The 21,642-nt window shown below is 64.3% G+C and carries 21 protein-coding genes and 2 pseudogenes; 14 read left to right on the top strand and 9 right to left on the bottom strand.

Annotated elements, in window-relative coordinates; translation table 11 throughout:
- Positions 1–740 precede the first annotated feature (740 nt).
- Positions 741–911, bottom strand: coding sequence for a hypothetical protein (locus ACIRRA_RS43490; protein ID WP_402781161.1), 171 nt, complete (start codon positions 909–911; stop codon positions 741–743).
- 229 nt (positions 912–1,140) lie between these two features.
- Between ACIRRA_RS43490 and ACIRRA_RS43485 the strand changes: the two genes are divergently transcribed.
- The 3 genes from ACIRRA_RS43485 (at position 1,141) to ACIRRA_RS43475 (ending at position 4,408) form a co-directional block, all read left to right on the top strand.
- Positions 1,141–1,797 carry a TetR/AcrR family transcriptional regulator gene (locus tag ACIRRA_RS43485; protein WP_402781158.1) on the top strand — a complete coding sequence of 219 codons (657 nt, stop codon included), beginning with the start codon at positions 1,141–1,143 and terminating at the stop codon, positions 1,795–1,797.
- Between the two features lie 1,099 nt (positions 1,798–2,896).
- Positions 2,897–3,631, top strand: a complete 735-nt coding sequence (locus ACIRRA_RS43480) for a hypothetical protein (RefSeq protein ID WP_402781155.1) — start codon at positions 2,897–2,899, stop codon at positions 3,629–3,631.
- Between the two features lie 6 nt (positions 3,632–3,637).
- The gene (locus ACIRRA_RS43475; RefSeq protein ID WP_402781152.1) at positions 3,638–4,408 is read left to right on the top strand and encodes a hypothetical protein; all 771 of its coding nucleotides are present in this window, start codon (positions 3,638–3,640) and stop codon (positions 4,406–4,408) included.
- Positions 4,409–5,273: 865 nt separating this feature from the next.
- Here the strand turns inward: ACIRRA_RS43475 and ACIRRA_RS43470 are convergent.
- A complete protein-coding gene (locus ACIRRA_RS43470) occupies positions 5,274–5,537 on the bottom strand; it encodes a hypothetical protein (protein WP_402781149.1) in 264 nt (87 codons plus the stop codon).
- Here ACIRRA_RS43470 and ACIRRA_RS43465 point away from each other — a divergent pair.
- The 3 genes from ACIRRA_RS43465 (at position 5,530) to ACIRRA_RS43455 (ending at position 9,238) form a co-directional block, all read left to right on the top strand.
- Positions 5,530–6,741, top strand: a complete 1,212-nt coding sequence (locus tag ACIRRA_RS43465; RefSeq protein ID WP_402781146.1) for a hypothetical protein — start codon at positions 5,530–5,532, stop codon at positions 6,739–6,741. The genes ACIRRA_RS43470 and ACIRRA_RS43465 overlap by 8 nt on opposite strands.
- Before the next feature lie 156 nt (positions 6,742–6,897).
- Entirely contained in the window at positions 6,898–7,113 is a 216-nt protein-coding gene (locus tag ACIRRA_RS43460; protein WP_402781143.1) for a hypothetical protein, read from the top strand.
- A 619-nt stretch (positions 7,114–7,732) separates the two neighbouring features.
- Positions 7,733–9,238 carry a hypothetical protein gene (locus tag ACIRRA_RS43455; RefSeq protein WP_402781141.1) on the top strand — a complete coding sequence of 502 codons (1,506 nt, stop codon included), beginning with the start codon at positions 7,733–7,735 and terminating at the stop codon, positions 9,236–9,238.
- 25 nt (positions 9,239–9,263) lie between these two features.
- On the opposite strand, the gene ACIRRA_RS43450 is transcribed toward ACIRRA_RS43455, so the two are convergent.
- The 4 genes from ACIRRA_RS43450 to ACIRRA_RS43435 form a co-directional block, all read right to left on the bottom strand.
- Positions 9,264–9,896 (bottom strand): TetR/AcrR family transcriptional regulator, encoded by a 633-nt coding sequence (locus ACIRRA_RS43450; RefSeq protein WP_402781138.1) that lies wholly within the window; start codon positions 9,894–9,896, stop codon positions 9,264–9,266.
- A gap of 971 nt (positions 9,897–10,867) precedes the next feature.
- Entirely contained in the window at positions 10,868–11,044 is a 177-nt protein-coding gene (locus ACIRRA_RS43445; protein WP_402781135.1) for a hypothetical protein, read from the bottom strand.
- 39 nt (positions 11,045–11,083) lie between these two features.
- Positions 11,084–11,788 carry a GNAT family N-acetyltransferase gene (locus ACIRRA_RS43440; RefSeq protein WP_402781132.1) on the bottom strand — a complete coding sequence of 235 codons (705 nt, stop codon included), beginning with the start codon at positions 11,786–11,788 and terminating at the stop codon, positions 11,084–11,086.
- A 104-nt stretch (positions 11,789–11,892) separates the two neighbouring features.
- Positions 11,893–13,035: a lipase family protein gene (locus tag ACIRRA_RS43435; protein WP_402781129.1), complete on the bottom strand. Its 1,143-nt coding sequence runs from the start codon at positions 13,033–13,035 to the stop codon at positions 11,893–11,895.
- Positions 13,036–13,383: 348 nt separating this feature from the next.
- Between ACIRRA_RS43435 and ACIRRA_RS43430 the strand changes: the two are divergent.
- The 3 genes and pseudogenes from ACIRRA_RS43430 to ACIRRA_RS43420 form a co-directional block, all read left to right on the top strand.
- Positions 13,384–13,746 (top strand): annotated as a pseudogene (locus ACIRRA_RS43430) (aldo/keto reductase); the annotation flags it as partial.
- A 34-nt stretch (positions 13,747–13,780) separates the two neighbouring features.
- Positions 13,781–14,380 (top strand): 4-oxalocrotonate tautomerase family protein, encoded by a 600-nt coding sequence (locus ACIRRA_RS43425; protein WP_402781126.1) that lies wholly within the window; start codon positions 13,781–13,783, stop codon positions 14,378–14,380.
- A 178-nt stretch (positions 14,381–14,558) separates the two neighbouring features.
- Positions 14,559–15,059, top strand: a complete 501-nt coding sequence (locus ACIRRA_RS43420; RefSeq protein ID WP_402781123.1) for a VOC family protein — start codon at positions 14,559–14,561, stop codon at positions 15,057–15,059.
- Positions 15,060–15,093: 34 nt separating this feature from the next.
- Here ACIRRA_RS43420 and ACIRRA_RS43415 read toward each other — a convergent pair whose 3' ends face one another.
- Positions 15,094–15,987 carry a LysR family transcriptional regulator gene (locus ACIRRA_RS43415; protein WP_402781120.1) on the bottom strand — a complete coding sequence of 298 codons (894 nt, stop codon included), beginning with the start codon at positions 15,985–15,987 and terminating at the stop codon, positions 15,094–15,096.
- A gap of 193 nt (positions 15,988–16,180) precedes the next feature.
- Here ACIRRA_RS43415 and ACIRRA_RS43410 point away from each other — a divergent pair, with 193 nt between their 5' ends.
- The 3 genes and pseudogenes from ACIRRA_RS43410 to ACIRRA_RS43400 all read left to right on the top strand — a co-directional run.
- Complete coding sequence (locus ACIRRA_RS43410) at positions 16,181–17,365, top strand: FAD-dependent monooxygenase (protein ID WP_402781118.1); 1,185 nt, start codon at positions 16,181–16,183, stop codon at positions 17,363–17,365.
- 18 nt (positions 17,366–17,383) lie between these two features.
- A complete protein-coding gene (locus ACIRRA_RS43405) occupies positions 17,384–18,163 on the top strand; it encodes an alpha/beta fold hydrolase (RefSeq protein WP_402781116.1) in 780 nt (259 codons plus the stop codon).
- Between the two features lie 369 nt (positions 18,164–18,532).
- Positions 18,533–18,856: pseudogene (locus ACIRRA_RS43400) on the top strand (IS701 family transposase); the annotation flags it as partial.
- 519 nt (positions 18,857–19,375) lie between these two features.
- Here the strand turns inward: ACIRRA_RS43400 and ACIRRA_RS43395 are convergent.
- On the bottom strand, positions 19,376–19,744 hold the full coding sequence (locus tag ACIRRA_RS43395; RefSeq protein ID WP_402781113.1) for an ester cyclase: 369 nt from the start codon (positions 19,742–19,744) through the stop codon (positions 19,376–19,378).
- Between the two features lie 120 nt (positions 19,745–19,864).
- Between ACIRRA_RS43395 and ACIRRA_RS43390 the strand changes: the two genes are divergently transcribed.
- The gene (locus ACIRRA_RS43390; RefSeq protein ID WP_402781110.1) at positions 19,865–20,515 is read left to right on the top strand and encodes a TetR/AcrR family transcriptional regulator; all 651 of its coding nucleotides are present in this window, start codon (positions 19,865–19,867) and stop codon (positions 20,513–20,515) included.
- 265 nt (positions 20,516–20,780) lie between these two features.
- Here ACIRRA_RS43390 and ACIRRA_RS43385 read toward each other — a convergent pair whose 3' ends face one another.
- Positions 20,781–21,176: a DUF3224 domain-containing protein gene (locus ACIRRA_RS43385; protein WP_402781107.1), complete on the bottom strand. Its 396-nt coding sequence runs from the start codon at positions 21,174–21,176 to the stop codon at positions 20,781–20,783.
- Positions 21,177–21,421: 245 nt separating this feature from the next.
- Between ACIRRA_RS43385 and ACIRRA_RS43380 the strand changes: the two genes are divergently transcribed.
- The coding region (locus ACIRRA_RS43380; RefSeq protein ID WP_402768695.1) for a maleylpyruvate isomerase N-terminal domain-containing protein at positions 21,422–21,642 on the top strand (221 nt) is incomplete at its 3' end.

Raw genomic sequence — 21,642 nt, 5'->3', positions numbered from 1 at the left:
ATTCCCGCCGGCAGCTTAGGATCCTGAGCCGGGCAGCCCCAAGCGTGAAAACCCTTGGGGCACTGTAGAGTCCGGACGGCCTGGGTTCGAACCGTTTCGGATGCACTGTATTGCCGCATACCGCGCTGACCGAACCGGCCAGCGGGGGCGTCGGCACCCGGAACCTGGTGCGGTGCAGAACGTCCGCTATTGCCGATGAGCGAGTATCTGTTGGAGTCCAAGCCGTCGCCTGCATCCGGTCAAGCAACGGCCGGAGATCTGGGTGTCATGGCACGAAAGTAGTGTCCTGGCAATACAAGCCGATGTTGCAGGCGCACTCCGTACGGCGAGATTCGCCGCCACCTTCAACTGGACCTGGAGTGATCAAACCTGGATCAATTTTGCTCGGAGGCTGGATGGACTGCTCCGACGGGCGCCGAAGGAAATGCCTTGTGGCAGACCGGCCTCAGTACTCCAGCCAGATTTCGTGCCTATGGTAGTGGCAGGTGCGGGCGCGGTGTTGGTGTCGGCGACGCAAGATGGACCAGTGCAGCCGGTGGCTGTTCAGGCGGGCTGTTGGCTTGATCAGGATAACAGGTGACGAGCCTCGTTGCGGGTCAACGCAATAAGGCCGGAAATCGATGTTTCGGTGGCGCATTCGCTGGTGGCGAGGGCGGTGAGGAAAGCGTGGGCGAACATGACCAGCAGCGTCCAGCGGTGCCAGGATCGCCAACGGCGGACTTGGTGCTGGTCGAGCCCGGTCAGTGTCTTGGCGTCTGAAAATGAGGATCGAGAGCGTCGCGGTGGATATCGTTGTCGCTGACCCGCAACAGCGGAATCCGCGCCGGAATGGCGATCTCGCGTTCGAGGCGGTCGAGGTGGGTGTAGACCGCTTCGGGTCCCACTTCCTCGACCACACCAACCATCATCACCGTCCACACCCTGGGCGGTTGACAGCAAGCCCGACACCCCAAACTGAGCGGTATTGCCGCTAGCGGCCGGTTTGAGCCGAACAGGCGACGCGACCGGGCCTGATCGTCAAGTGTTGCCTGGTGCGTGCGACCGCTGTGGTGTCAGTCATGACAGATAGCAGAGCTGACAGATTTGAGTTGGGAATGTCAGTCATGACTGACACGCATGACGCGCGCTACGGTGGTCGGTGTGGCAAAGAGAGTTGGCAGGCGTGAGTTGAATAAGCAGGCGACGCGTCAGGCGTTGCTCGATGCCGCTAAATCTCTTTTTGCTCAGCGAGGCTATGCCGCTACAACTGTGCGGGAGATCGCAGATGAGGCGGGAGTGACCGAACGCACGTTCTTCCGGTATTTCGCCGGCAAGGAGGAACTGCTGGTCGAGGACTTGCTAGCCCAGATGCCTATGATCGTCGAAGCGATCGAACGTCGGCCCTACGATGAGCCACCCCTGGTGGCGGTCGAGCGCGCGATGGTCGAGCTGATAGGTCGCTTTCAGGATCAGCGCCGCCCAAACGCGTTGTTGTTGTTCCTGGATCGACGCCCGGTAACGGGCCTGGGGCGCTCGACCACGACGCTGACGGTGCGATTCGAAGAGGCGATGTCGACGGCGATCCGGAACAGGCTGGCTCGCCGCGATCCGGTGCCGCCGGACCTGAACTTCCGTGCCGCTGTGCACGGCCGCACGGCGGTGGCGGTCATGCGAACGGCGCTGATTCACGACCTGTATCTACGCAATGCCGCGACTGATCCGCGACCATCTCTGACGGAGTTGATTGGGCAGGCATTCGCGATGGCACCCCAAGGCTGGGGCGTCAGCGCAGCCCGGGTCGTGAACGAACCGCAGTGATGAGGACTTACTACCGATAGTCGTTCGGCTCGGGTTCACCGCGTAGAACCTCAGAGTGAAGGCTGAGCGGCCAAGCTCTGAAAGTGTCGCGCACCGGCATGCCCGCCGCCGGTCCGTGCCGCGTGATACGTCCAGCCCGCGGCCGTTGCGAGCAGCCGCCGCCCCGATGGGTCTCGACATCGAGGTTACGAGGGGGCGCACGTCTCAGCGATCGATGCCTACGCGCATCGGCGCAACAGGCGATCCGCGCACCGTACTCGCCGACGCCCTGACGGCACCACTTACCTCGGCGTGCTCGGAGACCTTGCCTCACTGGGCGACGGGCACTGATTTTCCCGATCGGGGCCGGCCTCGCCGGTGATGCCTCACAACATTGCTCTCGGAGAGGCATCACCACGGCGAACCACGCGAACTCCAGATAGGCGTGGGCGCACGGCGCGGCTGTGGGCGAACGGGGCAGCCGGTAGCGCTTCATATTTATCTGGCCAACCACGACGGCACTGTCAATGCCTCGCCGCCCGACTCACGGTCCCTTCGTGCACAACCTTCTTGGCTGATCGCACGAGTTCCACACCTGAACAACACTCAGCACCACCCTCCAGCGCCACCATCGGCGACGCAGGATCGGGCACTCCGCACATTCCCGCACCTGCCGCGCAGTCCCCACCAGTCGCGCAGTCCCCACCAGTGTGGGAGTGCGGCATGTATCTGCGTTTTCCAGGTGAACACCCTCAACTGTCCGTGTCTTCCAGGGGAACAACCTCAACATCGCCGCACAACAGTCGCATCTGCACGATATCGCGGGACACGCGTTGCTCGCGACGGTCCGACATCCGCGCGCAAGCACATCGGCGCACGACCACAAAAATGTCACAACTGCCAGTTGTCATATATGACACTTTATGAAAGGCTGATGACTGCCTGAGATGTAGCTCACTATTCGTGGTGACTGTGACTCAGGGCATCTACTCGGCCCAACGGGGTGTCGATGAGGTTGAGCGCGCGCTCTGTGCGCACTCTTCGGCGACGCTCGAGATCCGGTGTGCGCGTTCACTTCTGCGGTCGCATCGGGCCGGTTGCCACGGCAGATGAGGAACCGATGAGAACAAGCACCCGAACTCTGATGACAGCGCTGCTGGCCGCCGCGAGCCTCGAGCTCACGGTCGCGGCGGTGGTTCGCGCCGAGCCCGACGCCGCGCCTACGCCGGTCGGCTACCACGCGTTGGTAGATGGCGGCGACGTCGTCGCCACCCTCGACAACGGCAGCTTCGCCGACTCCGGCGACGGGCAAGCCGTACTGGTCCGCAACGCCGCCGACGTCGCGCTCGACAGCGTCCCGTTGTCCTATTCCCTCGACGGCTCACGCCATCCCATTACTCGGCAGATTTCCGCCGACGGGCGCAGCCTGCGGCTGACCCCAGACACCTCGCATGTCAACCTGGCCGCACTCGAGCCGGTCGCCTCGCCCGTGGAGAACCAGTTGGCGATGAACGATCTGATCAACAGCGTCAGCATCGGAACATCCGTCGGCAGCTTGATCGGCACGGCCATCGGCGCGACGGTCGGTGTCGGCATCGGGTTCGCGCTCGCGGGGGCCTCGTGCGTCGTTCTGAGCCTGGGCTGTGTGGTCGCGGTGCTGCCGATCGTGGCTTTGGCAGGTGGTGTCGGCGGCCTGGTCGGCTTGACCCTCGGCGGTGCGCCCACGACCGCCTTTGCCCTGTACGAGTACGTCCGCACCCTTCAGTCCGCACCCGGGCAGTCGAAATACGGCGACTACTACCGGGATCGGCAGCAGCCCGCGGCGACTCCGACGGCTCCCGCGACTCCTCAGTAGGGCGACATGCAGAAGAATCTCGTGAAATTCGGTGCCTTCTTTCTGGCTGGGCCTCTGGTGACCTCGCTGGTCCTGGTCGATGTGACCGCTGAGGCTCAGGCGCCTGCCCCGTCCTATACCGCCACGGTCACCGACGGGTCGGTCGTGATGACTGTCGATCAGGCGACGATCGGCGTGACCGATGATCGGAGTCTGCAGATCAGCGACCGCGCCGGTGCGCTGCTGACGACGCTGCCCCTCGGATTCGTTCTCGAGGGACGGCAAGGCGATATCCGCTACGCCATCTCCGACGATGCTCACACCGTCCGGCTCACCCCGGATATGGCAACGCTGCGCTCACCCGTGGCCGCCACGGACATCGCGTCGCCACTGGAAGAGCAGTTGGCCCTGGATGAACTCGCAACCAGTCTGACCCGCAACACATTGCTGGGCACATTGGCGGGCAGTGCGATCGGCGCGCTGGTCGGCGCAGCGATCGGTGTAGCGTCCTGCCTGGTCGTGGGCCCGGGTTGCATCGCCACCATTCCCGCGGCGGTGGTCGCATTCGCCGCCGGCGGCGGCGTCGCGGGCACCTTGGTAGCCGGTGGCGCCACGTTGGCGAGCGGTCTGTGGAAATACATCACGACCCGTAACTCCCCGCCCGGGCAGAGCCCGTATGCCAACAGTGACGGGCAGCAAAACCCGGACGGCACCGGAGTGCCTGACGCCAACCTGCGGCTGCCGAGCGGATCAGCCGGCGGGATCAGGCCGGGGTCCTCCGGCGGCTCCTCGCGCTGACGAGAGCCATCCCGCCGGGCGAGATTCGATGACCAGCGCTGATTCGTCACGCTCATCGATATGAAATCGAGGCCCCGACTCTCAGCGAAGGCGTGTCGGCTGCCCATGTCGGGCGGCCGACACGCCGACGTGTTTAGCACGTGGCTACGCCGACTCGAGACTCCTGAAACATGATCGAGTCGGCGCAACCGGCGGGCCGGACGTGCTGCGTGAGCAACACTGTTGGAGCGTGGTCGCTGCGTACCCGTTGTCTACGAACAGGCGGTTCGCAGCGGCCTGCAGGGCGCAGCGCGGCGCCGTCTTGTTCACCTCACGCCTGTCGGCCGCCTGTGCCGCAGCGCGACCCGCCCCGTTGAATATCCTCGGGAGGCCATGGCCGACGGTCTGTCCGATAATATGTCGTGCCTGACAGTTTTCATGCCTGCCGTCATAAGGTACATCGGGTACCTCAAGTGGGGCGCCGCCTGCACTGTCTTCCGAGGGTGTCGTTGGATCGCGGTCATCCGACAGTCGACGCTTCGGAAGGGGGCTGGAGCTTGCAACAACCGGCCCTGCTCTATATGGTGTCGCTCATGACAAATGTCATACATGACAGAATGTCGGCTTGTGGATGTCGCTACCAGCGCCCGGCTCCTCCCCGGGGCCACGCCAAGGGGTCGACACGGCGTTGCGACACCGACGGGATTCGGACTCGCAGCCGTAGGCGTCGAATGGTGATGCCCCAAGCTGCGTGACCCGTCGGCCACGCCCATCGGAAGCCGGCCGTGACCACCTTTGCTGCGGTGGCTGTGCTGACGACAGCGTGCCCTGCCCGAGGATTCCCCTGACCCTCGGTCGACTCCCGTGTCGGATCACACTCTCCCAGCTACACGACCGCCTCCGCGCTCACTCGATCGCCCGAGGATGAATGACGCGAGTTCTTCACCCTGAGTGCCCGAGTCGCTGGCGTCATCGGCCAGACAGCAATGGAGGATCGATACCGCGAACGATCGTACAAATAAACGAGTCGCCGCTGCTCGCGAATTAACGGCGGCGGCATAATTGCAAAGACGAAAACAAAGTTGCTGAGGTTCTCAACCATGAAAGTAATCTGGCGTTCCGCCTCTATCATCGCGGCCTTGGTGGCCACTTTCTTTATTCCGGTGGCCGTGCCGATTTCCGCGCAGGCTGATACGGGCAGTTCAGGCGATCAGTCCTGTGCGTGGCTGGCGGAATTGTCGCCGCGCACCGTCGGTGAACTCAATGTCGCGTACCCGGACACCAACGCCTGGTATTGGATCATGCCCTACGACGTCGGCCCCCACACCACACTCACTATCAAGGGCCGGTTCCCGCACGCGCGCTACATGTCGTTCAACACCTACGACAATAAACGTAATTCGTTCACCAACGACGCCGCCTCGGCGCTGCCGGACTACGCCATCACACCCGACTCGGGCTCGATCAACCCCTGGCAGCAGGCCGGCGCCACCGGCGGGCAATACACCGTCACCGTGCGCCCGGATGCACACGCGGGAGATCCCAACGTGCTGCCGCTGGCACCCGCTGGTGTGAGCAGCGGCAAGGGGTACCTGATCTATCGGATGTACATGACGACCCAGGCACCTGGGCCCGCGGATCTACCGCAGGTCACCGTGACTACCGACGGTGCTGCGCGCAACTACGGTTCCTGTGTCGTCAGCTCTCACAACGGCCTGACCGCCCAGGTGCTCGAGGCCGGTCAAGGCGTGGCGGGCTTCGTGCCGGGAGCCACTGCTGGACCCGACTTCGTTCGTCGTGGCGCAAACGGAAGCTTCCCCAACGGCGACAACGCGTACCTCCTCGCGACCGTCTCCCGCCCGGCCGACGGCAAAGTGCTCGTCATCCGCGCCAAAGCGCCCACCGCGCCCGAGAGCAACGAGCCGTCGGTGTGGCCACAGCCGGGTCAAGACGTGCGCTATTTCTCCCTGTGCAACAACGTGAACTCGGTCCTGGAGCCCGTCGTCTACAACACCCTCCCGGATGGCTCGACAGATCTGGGCTGCCGTGCCGACAACGTCACCAAGCTGGATGCCAACGGGTACTACACCTACGTGCTGGCGACCGAGGCCCAGCGCGCCGCGGTCGAGGCGATCCCGAACGCCACCTTCGTCCCATGGTCCGTGCAGCACCCGGACAGCCCCCACCTGGTGATCCTGCGCAACATGCTGCCCAGCAGCGACTTCAGTGCCGCCATCCAGCGTGTCGGCCTGAATACCGGCCCGGCCGATGCCGCCGCGACGCTGGGGGAGTACTACCCCCATTACACCGTGTGCGATCTACCGGCCGTGACCGCAGGAACCTGCGCGCCGTAACCCATCCCTCACCGTATCGACCGGCCGCCGACGATCGTCTCGCCGAAGGCACGTCGGGGGCCGGTTCCGACCTCGTACGAAATATGGCGGAGATGACATTCCGCAGACTGCCCCCTGCTCGGAATCGATCGGCGTGACGTTGCCGCTCTGCAGCGCATGGTGCGCCACAGGCGTGCCGAGGAGCTCGGCGAACGCGTACTGCTGATCGTCGTCGAGGTGGTGCCGTCCGCGGAAAAAGATCACCTTGTGTGTCAGCAGCGCCTGGTAGACGGCCTCTACCACGGCCGGGCCCAGATCGGCGCCCAACCGCACCCCATCGATGTGCAGACCAAGTTTGTGAACGCTCCCTGCGCTCATGTACGACTCCTGTAATCGAATCCTCTGCTCATGGATGACCCGGTCGGACCTATTGCGGCGTGAGGGGCGGACCGACCGGATCACCCCGCAAGGGTGCGGCGAAATGACCGCGCACCTGCTGCCCATCTCGGTGGCCGAGACCATGTGCCGGCCGCGCGCCTCGGCTCGGCGCGGTCGTGACGACCGGATTCCAATCACCGACATGGCCCCAACGGCGGCTTCGGCGGCTCGCTATCGTCCCAGGTCTCCGACCACGGCAGTCAATGCACTGTCACCCACCATTTTCTAAGAAGCCGCATACCGCGCTGACCAAAACGGCCGGCGCGGGGCATGCAAAGATCAACTGGCCGTGCCGATCCGAGGACGGCGGAACGTCCGCTATTGCCGGTTTCTGTACGAATGACGTGGAGCGTGTGAGCTTCGCGCCATGGCCTATCGAGGCTGTGCCCGCTGCGGGAGACGACATCAGCCATGGCGGGCCGCTCACCGCGCGGAAGCTACCAGAACCCCGACACGTCGGCTCTCGTCAACCACTAAAACGTGACATAACTGACATTTGGCAGGACTGCCATTTTGGGAGAGGATCAGCGGGCGAGGCCGGTCGGTGCTCGTATCCGATGTGAGAGGAATCCGGATGAGATCGATGACGTCCGTGGGGACGGTTCGGCGGTCGGCCACGGTAGTGTGCGCGGCGCTGGGAGTTGCCGCTGGCGCGGCGGTCGCGACGGCCGCGCCGATCCCCGAGGAGCCGCACCTGCCCGAGGTGCCGGTATACCTCGGCGCGCCCGCGCAGCCGCAGCCGGTGCTTGGGGCCGAGGCGCCGCAGAATCCGTTCCTGGCGGCCAACGGGTACGCCGGGATCCACGGCGACGGCTGGCAGAGCGACGCCTATCCGCAGCCGGGCCCGCTGGGTCGCGACCCACAGGTTTCGTCGCTGTTGATCCCGGGCGACCTGTGCGGCTCGATCACCTTCGACAGCCACGGGCGGATCGTGACGACCTGCATGGGCGCCTCCCCTGGCCTGTATCTGATCGATCCCGCCAAGATGGAAATCTTGGGCAAGTACGCGCTGCCCGGGAAGCCCGTCACGGAGATGCTGAATCCGTCGGTGTTCACCAATTTCACCGGCGGCGCGTACTTCTACCTCGACAACGTCGATCGGGCGGTCATCGACACCGCCGACGGGCACGTCCAGGTCATCGCGGAGAACAGCACCGGCAACGGCTTTGTCCTCGACCACGACTACGACGCCAGCTCGGCGCTGCAGCCGGGCGAGTCGCTGAACTCGGTGCTGCCCGATTCCACCGGCCGGCTGTGGTTCGTCGCCAAGACCGACGGCGTGATCGGGACCGTCGACCCGGATTCCGGTGCGGTGCACGTCATTCGAGTTGGGCAGGGCAGCGACGGGGAGATCTCCAAGTCGTTCGCCGTCGGCGCGTCGGGTGAGGCGTACGTGGTGTCGGATCGGGAGTTGTTCCGGCTGCATGCCGGTCCCGATGGCGCTCCCGAGATCGATTGGCGGGCCACCTATCCCAACACGGGAAAGACGAAACCCAGTCAGCTGGACCCGGGTTCGGGTACCACCCCGACCGTGCTGGGCGGCGGCCGATACGTGACCATCAACGACAACGCCGACCCCATGGACGTGGTGGTGTACGACACCGCCGACGGCCACCAGGTCTGTGCCGTCCCGGTTTTCACCGCCGGTTCCAGTGCGAGTGAGAATTCGCTGATCGGCGCGGGCAATTCGATCGTGATCGAGAACAACTACGGCTACACCGGGCCGCAGGCCACCCTCGGCGGCCGCGATACCGCGCCCGGCTTCGCCCGAATCGATATCGACGACAACGGAACCGGCTGCCACACCGCGTGGACCAACACCACCACCGCCGCGCCCTCGGTGGTGTCGCAGCTGTCCACCGCGACCGGGCTGATCTACACCTACACCAAGGGCAGCCAGGTCACCGATCCGTGGTACTGGACCGCGCTGGACTTCCGCACCGGAAAAGTAGTGTGGCAGCGCCTGGCCGGCGCCGGGCCGCTGTACAACAACAATTACGCCGGCATCGCGCTCGGACCGGACGGGGCGGCCTATGTCGGGACGCTCGGCGGCATGGTCGCCATCCGCGACCGCGACTGACGCCACGCCTCACCGCGGCTGGCGCTCAGCCGGTCGCGGTGTCGCCCCAGCCGCCGGGGACCGCGGCGAACGCGGCCGCGACCGCGGCCGCCGGATCCGGGGTCGTTACCCCCTCGGTGCGCAGCTGCAGGTCGCGCAGCAGGACGCTGCGCAGCACTGCCACGCTGATCCGGGCATACATTCCGGCCCGGAACTCGATGTCGACCGACGCCGGGTCGTAACGCCGCAGCCGTTGGGCCAATGCGACCGAGATCGCCTCCTCGACCTGTATCAGCAGCGATACCCCCGACCGTGGCAGTGCATCAGCAGGTTTGCGCTCCTGGAACAGCTGCACCGCGGCCTGGTCCTCGGCGCGAGCCGACCCCAGCAGGGCGAGGATGGCCGCGCAGACGGCGGTCAGTGGCGCCTCGTTCGCCGGCCGAGCCAGCAGCGACGCCCCGATCGGCGTCATCTGGTCGATCACCTGCTCGGTCAGCAGCTCCTCCTTGCCGCTGAAGTAGCGGAAGAAGGTGCGCTCGGAAACCTCTGCAGCATCGGCGATTTCGCGCACCGTGGTCGTCGCGAAGCCACGCTCGGCGAACAGCCGATCGGCGGCCTGCTGTATGGCGCGCCGCGTCGCCTGCTTGTTCAACTCCCGCCGTCCGGTCTCTACACTCACGACCTCAACCGTAATGCCCGATCGCGGTGCCGAATGGTCCCACTCGACAAGCCGACCGGCCGCTCGCCAACGACGAGGCGACCGGCCAGGCAACGGTGGACAGTTCAGGTCGCGCAGCCGCGTACCCCCATAGCCGTGCCATAACGTGGCGGTGGATGGCGATGAGCTGTCAGCTCCCAGTCAGCACCCTGCACCACCAATAGGCCGCCGGCGGGCGGACTGTCGTTGACGACAACCCTCAACATCCGCCAAACGCACTATTCTGCCGCTTACAAGGCTGTTCGGACCTGCCCCCCGCGGTACCGCCGAAGATTGTGTCGGCCGATCGATCGACGGGACCTCGGGACAGCTGCGTCGGAAACGGCTCCCGCGCCTGGCCGGTTTGTTCGTACCCGATCCGATCAAGTTTGTGCATCGTCGATGGGTGGGTTTGACTTGGGGAACGCGCGTTCAGCCTCCCGGCCCGGCCCTTGAGGCGCGCCAACTCTCGATAAATCGCTCGGCTGTCTCAGCGGAGATCTCCGCGTGAGGCTCGTCCACTCCGGGCTCGTAGCGTCACCCAACGAGAGAACGCTGACGTTGCCGTAGTTAATGCCTTGGATCCGGATCTGCGTAACCGGATCGAGCAGTACGTCTGGTGTTGCGGTGAGGCCAAGAAGGCAGGCAAGGACATCGTCGCTATCTGGGGTGAATGAGCAGCCCAATACGGTTGGTCGAACACACTCTTCTGCCGCATACCGCGCTGACCGAACCGGCCAGCGCGGGGCGGGCGAAGATCAACTGGCCGTGCCGATCCGAGGCCGGCCGAACGCGCGGTAATGCCGATTCCAGTGCCTTCCCACCGGCAATCTCTGTCGCATTGCCCGAATACCCTCACCACGACTTGATCGGTCGCGGCCGCCGCAACCGGTGAGTCTGAAGCATCACCGTGTCCTGCCGTCGGTTTCCGGCGGCAGGACACGGCGAATGCTTTAGAAGCCCGTCAGCGCGAACAAGAGGTTCTGGTCCTCTGACACTGCCGCGTAGCAGACGTTGTTCTGATCGCTGAGCTGGAAGACGCTGATACCGAAGGCATTCGCCGCGGCTGAGGGAATCAAGTGCAGGGTCGCCGGGACGTTCACCGCCGGTGCCAGCACGTGCAGACTCAAGTCGGTGCCGCATGGATCAGCCGGCGCGTCGGGAAGTGATCATTCGGGCAGACGGCGGATGAGTCCGGCACGGACATCGGGCCAGTCCTCGCTGGTGATAGAGAACAGGACGCTGTCGCGGATGGTCCCGTCGCCTCGCCGGAAGTGACGGCGCAGGGTGCCTTCGTAGCGTGCGCCGAGACGGGCTATTGCCTGTTGTGAGCGGTGGTTTCGGATGTCAGTCTTGAGCTGGATTCGCCCCGCCCTCAGCGTGGTGAAGGCGTAGTCGAGAAGCAGCAGTTTGGTTTCGGGATTGACGGTGCTGCCCCAGACCGAGGGTGTGTAGAGGGTGAATCCGATCTCGAGTCCTGCGTCGCGTGGATGGACGTCCATATAGGCGGTCACGCCGAGGATCGCGCCGGCGGGTGTGTCGCCGATCGCTTGCCTGGACCGCACTATCCAGATCTGCCAGTCGTCGACCGACTTTCGCTGGCGCAGCCTGTCTTCGAGCTGTCGGTGGTCGGTGGGACGCCCGGGGATGTGTGCCCACACCGCAGCATGATCGAGAGTGTGAAACAACTCGGTCGAATCGGCCGCGGGATCGGCGGGGGTCAATTGCACGACCTTGCCGGTGAGCACGGTGCAGTTCGGCACCGGCCAGGTCATGTCCGGCCACGCTTGATCGTCGGGGCGCGGATCGGCAAGTGGTTGAAAGCGCTCCAGTTGCGGGGTTGGTTGTGCTTGTGGCCATGTCTCGGTCGGCATGTCGAGGGTCTTCTCGTGAGGATGGCAGTGAAGGTCGGCTTCGACTCGTGTGTGGTCGGCGTGACCGCTGTTCCACGACTCGAGCGGGCAGCTCTGACGGGTGATCAGAGGTGGGTCTGCAAGAAATTCAACGTATTCGGCAGCGACGCGAGGAAGGTCCCGCCGTGATCCATGCCGGGATACTGCGTCACCGCCACGTCGATGCCGGGGTTGATCGTCTGCAAGTGCTCACCGAAGCTCTCGGTGTAGACAGGGGTGACATCGATGTCGGCGGTACCGTAGCCGATGCTCACGTCGACCGGGAGGCCCTGTTCGCGGAAGGCCGCCAGGCTGGCGATGTCTGCCTCGAAAGTCGGTGTCGGCGAGCCGGGATCGGCGACCAAGGCTGCGGGCCGGCGCCCGGCAGCCGAAGCGACCAGGTCGGACAAGCATCGGGAGTGCGCTTGCGAGACAAGCTCCCTGCCGAAATCTGACAGGTACGGCGTGACACGCTCGGGATGGAGTTGCTGAAGAGCGGCGAGGAAGTACGCGGCGTATCCGACCTGATTGGCCGAACCAGTCGAGTCGGTCTGGAACATAGCTCGCAGGCTTACCCCCGGTTCGGCTCGCAGTCCGGTGACGACCACGCCGTTGAGTCCGGCTGTGCGGGTGGAGGGTTCGTCAGGCGACAGGGAGGCTGCGCTCAGCGCGGCGTGTGCGCCCGCGGACTGCCCGATGATGACCCATTTCTGCGACAAGGGGATGGGTGTCGTCCGAATCGCCGCAACAGCATCCAGAATCGAATGGCCTTCGACCTGGGTGTTGTAGTAGCTGAACTGTCCTCCGGTCCCCAGTCCTTGATAGTCGGGTGCCAGCACGGCGTACCCGTGATCGAGGATCTGACCGAAGTAGGTGCGGTTGCGCTCGGATTGCGGTTGATGTGACGGTGCGCAGGCGTCGGCGAGTCCTACAGTCCCGTGTGCCCACACGATCAGAGGCCAGCCACCCGCGGGCGGCAGTCCACGCGGCACGTAGAGCCCGGCCGATGCCTGCGCTACAGCGCCGTATTGATCAGTGGTCGTGTACTGGAGTCCGATCGAAGCTGCGGCGTTCGGAAAAGACCAGGCCGAATCAAGCACGTCGAGCTTGCTCAGCTGCCCGGTAGCCAATTCGTCGGCCGCCGCTGTCGGGCCGGCAAGAATTGCGGAAGAGAAGACACACCATACGGAAAGGACGTACGCCGCTCGGCGAAACGACGAGGTGAACATGGTGCGGAACCGTACGTGCCCGACCGGTTTCGATGCGCCCTGAAGCGCCGGGCGAATCGGTCCCGGAGTACCGGTAACCACGCCTTTCAGGCGTTAGAATCAGACCAATTTTTATCGATAAACGCAGAATTGATGCACGTCACGCGCCTGCAGCCGAAATGTCCGCAGCGCACTCGACTAGCGATTGCCCGCCCTTGTGGTTAAGGTCGGTTCCGTTGGTTCAACCAGTAATCCTTGAGGGGGGATGGTGAATACGGACGTGTCGTGTCCGCGCTTACTCTTCGAGTCCACGTCAGCGCGGGCTTCCGCATTATCGAGTCGACATTTCTCGTCCGATTCACGTATCTCATGAAATATGTGCGGGTTGGTTCCAGCGATCTCGAAGTATCGAGGTTGTATCTGGGAACGATGGTTTTCGGTACACAATGTGACGAAAAGCAGTCAATCGATATTCTCAACTGTGCAGCCGACAATGGCATCACATTTCTGGATACTGCTGACGTTTACCCCTTGGGTGGCGATCTGTCGTCGGTGGGTCGCACCAAAGAAATAATCGGGCGATGGATCGCCGGACGCCGTGACAGCTTTGTGATCGCAACGAAATGCCACGGCCGAATGGGGCCAGGGCCATTCGACGCCGGCAACAGCCGCCGCCACATCATGAACGCGGTCGAGGGATCGTTGAGGCGGCTGGGCACCGATGTCATAGACCTCTATCAGCTACTTGCGCCGAACGACGCCGGGTGTGATCGTCACGCGACGCACGCTCCTGGTTCCTTTGCGCGGGTCTGCGCCGATCGTGTCCCTGTCGGGCAGGAGCGCCTTGCCGCCGACCGGCAACCTCCGGATTCGCGGCCGACACCAATCGGGGCAGCGCTGGTTTGGCGAGGGCGTGCCCTCGATCGATGTTCATATGCCTGCGGGCCTGTTCAGCGCGCAGAGCGAGACAGTGCTGGCCGAGGAATTGGCCGGTGTCGCGTTGCGGGCGGAGGGGCTGGAACCCACGCCGTTTCTGCTGGGGAAGTCGTGGGTTTTCGTTCATCGTTACCAGCCATCCTCGGTCCGTACCGGTCTCGGGACCGTGGCCGAGGATGCGGTACGGATCCAGATCCTCGCGCCGCAGGGAAGACTCGGCGCGCAGGCTCGTGCGACGCTGATACGCGAGGCGACGGAGATCGTGGTGCGAATGACGGGTGATCCGACGCAGGCTGAGCGGACTTTCGTGCTGATCGGTGAGACGGCTGAAAGTGTTTGGGGGCTTGCGGGATTGACCGGCGAGGCGCTCGTCGCGTGGGCGGTCGAGCGGAGCCGTTCCGAATCGGCCGGCAGTGCGGGGCTTTGTTAACGCTCGGGTTAACCGGCGTTGCGAAATGTCGCATTGTTCACCGGTCGGCGGCGGTCGATGCTTGTCCTGCACTGTCGGCGCCGGATCGGCGGTGGATGGGGAGAGGCTGAGGCGTGGTCGAGACAGTGAGGACACCGACAGCGCGGCACGATGATTCGGTGCGGGCTGTGAGGCGGTCGTGATCATTGTCGGCGCGGCAATGACCCTGACGGTGATCGATCCGGTCGTGTCGAGCGAGTTCTTCGCTACCCATCTGGGGTTTCGGGAGATCGTCGCTACCGAGGATGTTGTCTACCTCGGCCGCGATGACACTGCGATCGAGATCGTTGTGCAGCGGCTGGACATGGAAGCGCCGTGGGCACCGGGCGCGGGCCGTCCCACCGGAGTCGTCGTGACTTTCGCCGTCATCGGTATCGCTGCCGAATACGACCGGCTGCAGCGCGAAGGCGCCAACATCACGAGCCCACTGGTTCGGTTGCCCGGCGGCGAATGGCAGCTGCAGCTCACCGATCCCAACGGTGTGGTCGTGCAACTCACCGAAACGCAAGCGCCCGCGGGAACGGACGCCGCGACGGCACAAGACCGGCCGTCGGCTGATCGGCCTGGAACCGAGGGAAGTTCCCACAGCGCACTACCGCAACCGCGTCGATACGTGAGCCTCGCGCTTCTCCTGTGGTGATATCGCGCCGGGATCCGCGTAACTCGCCGTCCGATTACAATGCGGCCGGGCCGAGTTCGCGGATCACGGTGACCAGCGCGCGAAGTAGCGGGTTATCGGTGTCCGAACGCCAGGTCAGCGTCCAATGCAAATGCCGGCGGTCGGTGATCGGCAGGTACAGCACATCGGGGCGAGCGAAGAAGCGTTCGGCGTGCGCACCTACCGAATGAATGATTTGTCCCTGGCCGATTGCGCCGAAGAGGCTCGCAGCCTCCAGTACTACCAGTGGTTTTTCGACCTTTCTACCTAGCGGTGTATAGAACGGAACGAACTCGTCCTCGGAGTATTCCGGCAGCAGGTTCGCGCCAACGGTCGGGTTGGGATAGTTGCCCAGGACCTCAATCGACACCGACTTCTCCTCTGCCAGTTCGTGATCGACAGAGACAGCGAGCATTCTTGGTTCGGTGAAGACGATCGGGCCTATCGTGAGGTCGGGTTCCTCGATCGGCAGCCACCAGACCAAGGCGTCGATGTCTCCGTTTCGCAGCGGCCCGAACGGATCCGCGAATCCGTTGTGCTTGATCGACAGGCCCCATTGTGGGTGACGGGCTCGAAATGTATCCCAAAAGGCCCGCAATTCATAAGCATTCGCCGCCAGCATGCCGATCCGCAGTTCATCGGTCTTGTCCTGTGCCTTGAGGCGCGCTCGGGCCAAGCTCAGGCGCAGTCCCCGGTAGTGCGGACCTAGTTCGTCGCGCAAGGATTCCCCGACCGGGGTCAGGCAGACGTTTCGGCTGGTGCGCTCGAACAGGTCGGCGCCCACGCTGCGCTCCTGCTTCTTGATCGCTTGGGAGACTCTGGCCACCGATACGTGCAGTCGTTGCGCCGTCCGTCCGAAGTGCAGTTCCTCCGCGAGGGTGAGGAAGATCTCGATATCGCGCAACTCCACGGCAAACCCTTCACTCGACCGAACGTGTTCAAGGTTAGACAGACCTTGCGCGTGAACTACCTTCGCCCCTTTGTTAATCCCAGAGTTAAACGGCGTTGCGAACTCTGCCGTTGTTCACCGATCGAGCGCGACCGAAGCTTGTTCTTGTGCCGCTGACGCCACGTCGGCAGGTTATCGATCGATGGAGTTGATCATGCAGAACAAGACGGTCCTCATCTCCGGCGCCAGCGTCGCCGGGCCCGCGCTGTCCTACTGGCTGGACCGCTATGGCTTCGACGTCACCGTCGTGGAGAAGGCTCCCGGTCTGCGGCCGGGCGGTCAAGCCATCGATTTCACGGGTGAGACTCATATGACCGTGCTCGAGCGCATGGGGGTGCTCGAGGACATCAAGCGCAGGCAGACCGGGCGGACCGACATCTCCTTTGTCGACGAGAGCGGTCGGCAACTGGCGTTCATGTCAGGCGATTTCACCGGCGGCGATCTCGAGATCCTGCGCGGCGACCTGGCGCAGGTGCTGTACAACCGGACCGGCGATCGGGCCGAATACCTCTTCGGAGATACCGTCACCGCGCTCACCGAGACCGCGGACGGGGTGTACGTGGAGTTCCAGCATGCGCCTGCCCGCTGGTTCGACCTCGTGTTCGGCTGCGACGGAATCCATTCGCGAGTGCGCAAGCTGGTCTTCGGCCCCGAAGCGGACTACGTCCAGCATCAGGGCTACTACTACTGCATCGCCGGATCCTCCCCCTGGGAGAACGACGGGCGCGGCGAACCCGAACGGGGACAATCGGATTCGTTCAATGCGCCCGGACGCATGGTTTCCCTCGGCGGGTCGAAGGCGGCGCAGATGTATTTGTTCGCCGCCGACGAACTCGATTACCCCCGAGACGATTTCGACGCTCAGCGCCGCATCGTCGCGGAGACGTTCGCCGATCTGGGCTGGGAGGTGCCGCGCATGCTGACCGAACTGCCGTACCTGGAGGGCTTCTACCTGGATTCGATCAGCAAGGTGAAGATGAAGCACTTCACCAATGGACGCGTCGCGCTGGTCGGTGATGCGGCCTACGGCAGCACCCTCGCAGGGTTCGGCACCGGATTGGCAGTCGTCGGCGCCTACGTGCTCGCCGGTGAACTGGCGGCAGCCGACGGCGATCACACCGCCGCCTTCGCCCGTTACGAACAGATCATGAAGCGGTACACCAGCAAGTCCGATGACGCGAGCCCAGGCCGATTCCTGGCACCGAAGACTGCCCGCGGCATCCGGATGCGCAACTGGTTCCTGGGTTCACGCGCCTTCGGCCTGATGCTGAAGTACGGCGACAAGGCCAAGAACGACATCGATCTGATCGACTACCCGCAATCGGTCGGCGCGCGCTGACCACCGAAGCAGCCTGAAATGACCACCACCCGGGCCGCTTTCGACATCGACGGCCGCCGCCTGTCCTATCTGGACTTCGGCGGGGCCGGACGAGCGTTGCTGGCATTGCACGGCCACATGTCCGACGCCGCCAGCTTCGCCGGACTCGCCCGGCGATTGACGCCGGGCTGGCGGCTGATAGGCCTCGACCAGCGCGGACACGGGCACTCCGACCGCGCCGGCGACTACACCCGCGCCGGATATCTCAGTGACATCCTTGCGTTGCTCGATCACCTCGGACTGGATCGCGTTGCGCTGCTGGGACATTCGGTCGGCAGCATCAACGCCTACCAGCTCGCCGCCCGTCACCCCGAACGCGTCGAGGCGTTCATCGATATCGACGGCGCGGTCAGCCTCGGCCTCGACGGCCCGAACCCACTGAATTTCGTGCTCTCCCTGCCATATCAGGCACCCACCCGAGAGGAACTCGTCGACGCCATGGGGCCCTTGGCCGACCACTTCGCAACCATGGTTCGCGAATGCGCCGACGGCACCTGGAGCCTGCCCTTCCACCCCCGCGACATGGTCGACTCCGAAGACCATGTGCGGGGCGAGCACTGGCCCGATTGGGAATCCAGCACCTGCCCCGCCCTGCTCATCCGCGCCACCCGCGGAAGGATCCCCCGCGAACACGCCGACGCGATGATCGAACGCCGCCCCCGCACCCGCATGGTCGAACTCGACACCGACCACTTCGTCTACACCACCGACCCCGACGGCTTCGCCACAGCCGTCAACGAATTCCTCACCGACCTCTGAACCAGCAACCAACGTAATCGGGCCCCGCAAAACGGACGCGGCAGGGTTGAAGGTGTCGACGTACTGCGGAGAGATCCACCAGGAGGAATACCGCGCCGGTTGCGTGGTCGGAGCGCACGACAAGCCTCAGGTCAAGACCGCTGGATGGCCCACTGTTGCACAGGGAAGGCAATCTGCTCGGACGTACGGATATCCGCACATGCCGCATAGTGCGCGAATCGAATCGGTCATCCAGCGACCAGACGGTCGTGCCGAAATCTCGATGTCGTAGGGTGTTTGGCCGAGACTTGGGAGGGTGAGCATAAACGACCGGGTGGTGATCGCCGAGTACGATCCGCAGTGGTCGATCACCTTCGAGTCGACGGCGGCTGGGCGCGGGGGCGCGGACACTGGCTGCTGGCGCGGCGGGCGTTGACACCCAACAGCAAGGGCGAATTCGAGATCGCCTACTACCTCTGCTACGGACCCAAACAGTCCCGGCTGATCGATCTGGCCTGGACGGCCGGGTCGAGATGGCATGTCGAGGAGGCGTTTCGGCAGGCCAAGGGCGAGGCCGGGCTCGACCACTACCAGGTCCGCACCTTTCGGGCCTGGCACGCCCACATCACCTTGTCCATGCTCGCCCTGGCCTGGCTCGCGGCATCGAAAGCCGTTGCCGCAAAGGGGGACTCGGCCCCAGCGATGCAGACATGATCGTTCTCACGTTACCGGAGATCCGCCGCCTGCTGATAGCGCTGATCCTCACCCCAGCCCACGCCGCAGACCACATCTGGTCCTGGTCGAACTGGCGACGCCGCCGCCAGCACCAAGCACGCCTCAGCCACTACCGACGACGAGGCCACCCACTCACCTGACCAGCGAGTGCCGTTGCAGTACTGGTGCGCCTGACACCACATGTTCACCCTTGGCTGGGGCTGACACTGCTAGCGGTTGTCCTGGGCCCCAAACTCATTCGATATCCCGCGGTGATTCGGCGCGCCTAATGGCTGGGCTGAAGGCACCTCGCCAAACCTGCCCTATATCGGTGGCACCCGAGCAGATTCGCGTAAGACGAGGTCATTCGCTAACGAACGCACTCTCTTGCCGCTACCCGCGCGATTCGACCCCGGCTACATAGGATGCCGAAGCTCAACGTGCCGAGGGTATCTCGATCGTCGACGATTCGTGGCAGCTGTCGGCAGCGGGCTCACCCAGGCGAGTCCACGCGGGTGTTCACAGGGTTTCCGCGCTGTAAGGCAGGCCTTGGCCGAGTGCCCAGTTCTCCGCGATCCGGCCGTTGTCAATGCGGAAGATCTCGATCATCATCGGTTCCGGGCCGCCGGCCATGGCCGGGATTCCTTCGATCGACGACCGGACGGCGACTCTGTCTCGATCGACCAGGACATCTTCGGCGACGACACGGATATCGGGGAACTGGGCAACGAGACTGCGCCAAGCACTCTTGCCTGCCTCGAATCCGGTGGCGCCCAAGGCATGGCTGAAGAAGTCCGGGGTGTGCAGATCGTCGGCTTGGTCGAACTGCCGGGTGTTGAAGCACTCCTGCATCCGCCGCACCAGAGCGCCGGAGTCGTCCATGGTCATGATGGTGTCCTTCACAGGTGATCGACAAGAACCCGGGTAGCGGCCCACACCCAAGCGGTGCGCCGCCCCGGTTATGGTGATAAGCATACGGGGCGTCGCCCCGGTTATGCTGGGTGCGAGATGACCCACCAACGGCCCCAACACATCCCGACCGAATCACCGGCAGCTCGTGAGAACATCCGGCAGCCGCGGGCCGACGCGCGCCGCAATCGCCAGCGCGTCCTGCAGACCGCTCAGCAACTGTTCGCCCAGGAAGGACTCGGCGTCTCACTCGACGAGATCGCCCGGCGAGCCGGGGTCGGCCCGGGCACGGTCCACCGGCACTTCCCCACCAAAGAAGCCCTGTATCTGGCGGTTTCGATCGACCAGATCGAACACCTGGTGACCGAAGCCGCGATACTGGCCACCACCGACGACCCCGCCGCGGTGTTCACACTGCTGTCACGAATGATGACCAACGGCGCCGAGAACAGTGCTGTGAAAAGCGCGCTCACCGCCGCGGAATTCGACTTGCGCACCGCCGCACCGGAACTGGCAGCAGATCTCACCGGTCATGTCGCCCACCTGCTCGAGCATGCACGCACCGCCGGAATTGTGCGGGACGACGTCACCGTCGAGGAGGCAATGGCACTCGTCGCCGGCGCCTTCGCCGCGATCCATCACGCCAACGCGCAAACCAACCCCGCCCGCTCGGCGCACCTCGCCAACATCATCCTCGACGGACTACGCCCCCGCCCCCTGGAAGCACCGGACACTCGAACAGTCAGGTGACACTCCGGGCCAACCGGAATCGTGCTCCCACAAGCCCTCTGGCTAGAGTCAGGGCTAGTCAGCTGTAATGCCGCATACCGCGCTGACCGAACCGGCCAGCAATCCCCCGAATGTGCTGGGCTGTCGTTGGGTTAGGGGGTATTGGCGCAAGTGGCCGGGATCCGGCGCTTAAGCCTGGCCCAGTCACTGATCGCCCAGTCAGGGGGTGTCGTTGACGAGTATGTCAACGACACCCTGATTTATCAGACGGCGAGGCGGGCATGTGTCAGCCCAGCGTGTACTCCAAAACGTAGGAATGGCTGCCGTCCTCGGACTGAATCTCGAAGGCACCCGTGATCCCCGCGAGGTCACCGGAACCTGTTCCCTGGACCACGCGGATCGCGATCTGCTGCTCACCACGGCTACCGGGCGCGCTGTGCTGGAGGACGAAGGAGCCCTTGCGGCCGTTGAGTTCACCGGTGAATCGCTCCACGGCGACATAGGCGGCGGGACTGCCCTCGCTGTCGGCCACCGACAGCATGTGCACGGTGCTGGTGCCAACCAGGCCGCCCTGGAAGGTTTTGGTGATCCGCACGCGGCCAAGCGCGGCGCCCAGGCCTTCGTCGAGCACCTCCGGTTCGAATGATGTGAGGTCGAACGTTCCACTGGCCTTCGTGCTCATTCCGCACCCCTCGAATCTTGATCGTCTGTATCGCGCAGCAGCCTTGCACACAGCACCGACGATCGAGGACCTCCAGTGATCCAACTCGCTCGCGGAACTGTCCGCTATTGCCGCATACCGCGCTGACCGAACCGGCCAGCGCGGGGCGCCGGGGGCCGGAACCTGGTGCGGCGCAGAACGTCCGCTATTGCCGATGTGCGGATAACCGCTGGCACCGGAGACGGAGCGCCGGTTGACTCAATACTGTGATCCCGATCGATACCCGACCATTGTTTCCACTCGAGCGACGGGCGCTGCTGGAGTTGCTGCAATCGCTGGAAGCTGCCGACTGGGCGAAGCCGACCGTATGTCCCGGGTGGGATGTCCACGATGTCACGGCGCACATCGTGAACGACTACCTGCGGCGAGTCTCGGGTAGCCGCGATGCATACGGTGGCGCTGTGTTCGGAGAGGGTGAAACCTTGCC

This window comes from Nocardia sp. NPDC101769, assembly GCF_044766925.1.
Classification (GTDB): Bacteria; Actinomycetota; Actinomycetes; order Mycobacteriales; family Mycobacteriaceae; genus Nocardia.
This window is presented reverse-complemented; position numbering and strand designations above follow the sequence as displayed.